This window comes from Actinoplanes sp. ATCC 53533 (assembly GCF_003947245.1).
The window spans coordinates 1-3,305 of record NZ_QHHV01000452.1 but is presented as its reverse complement, the minus strand read 5'-3'; the positions used below and the strand labels follow the sequence as shown (position 1 = coordinate 3,305).

The 3,305-nt window shown below is 68.7% G+C and carries 3 protein-coding genes and 1 pseudogene; 1 reads left to right on the top strand and 3 read right to left on the bottom strand.

Annotation, left to right across the window (positions count from 1 at the left end; all coding sequences use genetic code 11):
• Window positions 1-942, top strand: a 942-nt coding sequence (locus DMB66_RS62140; RefSeq protein ID WP_158647729.1) for a transcriptional regulator, incomplete at its 5' end; no start/stop codon positions are given.
• A 140-nt stretch (window positions 943-1,082) separates the two neighbouring features.
• Here the strand turns inward: DMB66_RS62140 and DMB66_RS59010 are convergent.
• The 3 genes and pseudogenes from DMB66_RS59010 to DMB66_RS62135 all read right to left on the bottom strand — a co-directional run.
• The gene (locus tag DMB66_RS59010; protein ID WP_125812615.1) at window positions 1,083-1,553 is read right to left on the bottom strand and encodes a PPC domain-containing DNA-binding protein; all 471 of its coding nucleotides are present in this window, start codon (window positions 1,551-1,553) and stop codon (window positions 1,083-1,085) included.
• Entirely contained in the window at window positions 1,550-2,599 is a 1,050-nt protein-coding gene (locus DMB66_RS59005) for an asparaginase (RefSeq protein WP_255441673.1), read from the bottom strand. Before DMB66_RS59005 ends, DMB66_RS59010 begins: the two co-directional genes overlap by 4 nt.
• A gap of 67 nt (window positions 2,600-2,666) precedes the next feature.
• Window positions 2,667-3,305 (bottom strand): annotated as a pseudogene (locus DMB66_RS62135) (XRE family transcriptional regulator); the annotation flags it as partial.

Below are 3,305 nucleotides of genomic sequence, written 5' to 3'. Positions count from 1 at the left end.
GTGCTGGCCACCGTACCGGCAGGCATACTCGCCCAGCTCAACCACTCGCTCGCCGTGCCGACCGACCCCACGACGGCCGTCCAGCACATCGGTGCTGCAGAGCAATACCGGCGAGCCCGCGAACTGTTCGACGCTGGGCAACTGGTCCAGCTCCTCGACGCGATGCCCGACCTGCTTGCCACCGCCAACGCCGCCTCGCCCAGCCCGGCCGCGTATGTCCAGCTCACCGCCTGCTACACCCTCGCCAGCGAGACCCTTAACAAGGCCGGCGCGCACAAGGGAAGTCGGCTGGCCGCCGACCGCGCCGTCATCTTCGCTGATCTGGCCGAGTCGCCACTGTCGAAAACTGTGGCTGCCCGCGCCCTCGGCATCGTGTTGCGCCACCAGGGTAATTACGAGCGGGCGGACGGAGTCGTGATCGCCGCGGCGAATGCGCTCGAAGCGACCGGCCTGCCAACCGCCGAGCATGCCGCCACGTATGCGTTCGCGCTGTGCACCTGCGCGTACAACGCCGCAGTGGCCGGACGACGCGACACGGCCACCTCACTCATCACAGAGGCACGGCGCGCGGCGGCCGGCCTCGAGGTTTCCACCCGGTCCGGGCATCCGTTCGCGCTAACCGCCGCCCAGGTCACCCTCTACCAACTCGGCATCCATTGGGCTCTCGGTGATGCGGGTGCGGGCCTGCACGCAGCCCGGGACCTACGGCCTGAGCATTTCCCCACCCCGGAGAGGCGCGCCCGTCTGCACACCGACCGGGCCCGCGCCTGGGCGCAGCGGGGCAAGCCCGCCGACACGGCCCGGGCTCTGCTCAGCGCAAACGCCGAGGCGCCGACGGAAGTCCGCAACCGACCTTCGATCCGTGGCCTTGCGACGGACCTGATCCGCGACCACCGCGGCACGCCCGAAGTGCGGCTGCTCGCCGCGACGCTTGCCCGATAGCCCTCAAGAGGGCCACCACCCGACTGCGCCACGGAGTCGGGTCGGCCCGACGGTTGCAGGCGTTGAGCTGTGCAGGCTGATGCCGTCAGCGGGAGCCGCAGAGAGTTCTCACCCGTTCGGGTGACCACGCATACCGCTCATCACGCGTCATGGCCGTCGAAGCGCAGTAGGGGAACGTCGTAGAGGGCAGGCTCCCTTTCCCGGCGCAGCTGCGGCTCCGTCACCTCGACGATGATCATCTCAGTCAAGAATTGAACCGTTGCACCGAGTAGGTGGCTGGTGTGCCCTGCCGCGCTGAGCTCTTTGAGGCCGGCAGCGACGTGGATGTGCGGTGCGATCGCTTCCGCGGTGTGATCCCAGGCGATGGTGCCTGCCCCGACCGCTTCGACGTTGGTGAGTTGCACCCGTGACCAGACGGGAGCTTGTGGATCGGCAAGCCGTTCGCAGGTACCGACGAGGTCGACGGCGGAGAAGCCGGCGATGAACATTGGGATGTAGGCCGAGCGGATGTCGTGGGCCTGGCACGCCTCGCGCAAGGCGGTGTCGAAGTCGTCGCCGTGGTCGAAGGCGACCACGATCGTGCGGCCGGTGACGGCTTCACGGCTTCTCATACCTGTTCCCTTCCGGCGGCAACCGCAGGCCACGGCCAGGCGGAGGCCGATGCGGCCCCGGCCGTGGTGATGGCGTCGCTGATCTGCCCCTGGTCTGCGCCCGCGCCCAGGGCGAGGCGGAGAAGGATTCGGGCTTTGAAGGGGTCGAGGTATCCGGCCGGGATCAGACCCCGGCTGATCAGGTCGCGCTCCGAGCCGGGGAATCCGTAGGTGCTGGTCAGAGCTGGTCCGCTGCCGGTCCGGGAGGTGAGGACCACCGGCATGCGGCGGGCGGCGTCGGCCAGGGTCGGTACCCAGGCTTCGGGGACGTGCCCGACGCCGAAGCCGGCGATGACCATCGCGTCGGCCAGCTCGGCGACGGCGGAGAGGATGTGGCCGTCGTCGTCCAGGGTGGCCGTGTAGAGCGCGACGCGCGGTTCGCTTCCGAGGTGGCCAGGATCAGGCAGGGCGTAGCGGTCGAGAAGCCGGCTCAGGATCCGGACCTGACCTTCGACCACGTAGCCGAGGGGACCGCCGTTGGGCGACACGAAGGTGGTCACGCTGGTGGCGTGCGTCTTGCGTACCCGGCGGGCGGCGTGCACCTCGTCGGCCATGACCACCAGGCTGCCTAAACCTCGGGCTGCAGGGCTGGCGGCGACGGTGACGGCGGCCAGGAGGTTGGCGGGGCCGTCAGCTCCGGCGAGCGTCGGGTTGCGCATCGCGCCGGTCACGACCACCGGTTGTGGTCCTGAATGCAGCAGGTCGAGGGCGTAGGCGGTCTCTTCGATCGTGTCGGTGCCTTGGGTGATCACGACTCCTGCTACGTCGGAGGCGAAGGCCTTCCGGATCACGCCGGTCAGCTCGACCAGGTCCTCGATGGTCAGCGAGGCGCCGGGTTTGGCGCGAAAGCTCAACGCGTCCAGATCGCTTTCCAGGTCGGTGAGGCCTGGTACGGCATCGAGGAGTTGCTGCGCGGAAAGGGTGGGTGTGACCCCACCGGCTGCGGCGGCGGTCATGGCGATCGTGCCGCCGAGCCCGATCACCAGGACGCGTGGGAACTCGGGCACGTCAGGTCCTGCTGCCAAGATGGGAGCCCTTTCCTCAACCGCGCATCGGTCTGCGTGTGCACGGTAGCTAGTCACCGCGTTGGTCGACGCTGCCAAGGTAGCGGCACGCACGGTCGAAGCCGTCGACGGACAGCAGCCGGCTGCGCGGCTGCGCGATGCCGGCAGCGCCCCATTCCCCGAGTTCAGCGCAGCGCACGGCGAGCGTGCTCCACTTCAGCTGCAGGTATTCGGCGAAAGCGCGCAGCCGTGCCCGCGGACTCGGCCCATCATTGATCGAGTGGTTGATGGCGTAGCCAGCCGCGTCGTCATATCCGCGCACCGTGGTGCGGTTGTCGGTGACGTCGGCGTACCAGATCCCGTCAGCGCCGATCCACGTCGCCGTGATCGCTGTTCTGCGCCGATCAAAGACGAAGCCGGGCGTACCGGCCAGCTCAGCTATGTCCGTCACCACCGTCCGGATACCGTGCGACTCCATCAAGGCGAGCGCGAGCAATAGCAGCATGCGCTCACCGGTCGGTGAATCATCGACCGCGTGCCGAGGGACGCAGAACGCCCGCACGAGGGGCGACCGGTCGTCAGCGCGGATGGACGTCTCTCGCAGGTATTGGTGCTTGTGGTCGAACAGCAGCCACGTCGCAGCTTCCTCACCGCGCTGCTCACGGGTCCAGTACACCGGATGGTCGGTCAGCGCCGAGGCGTGCCGGCG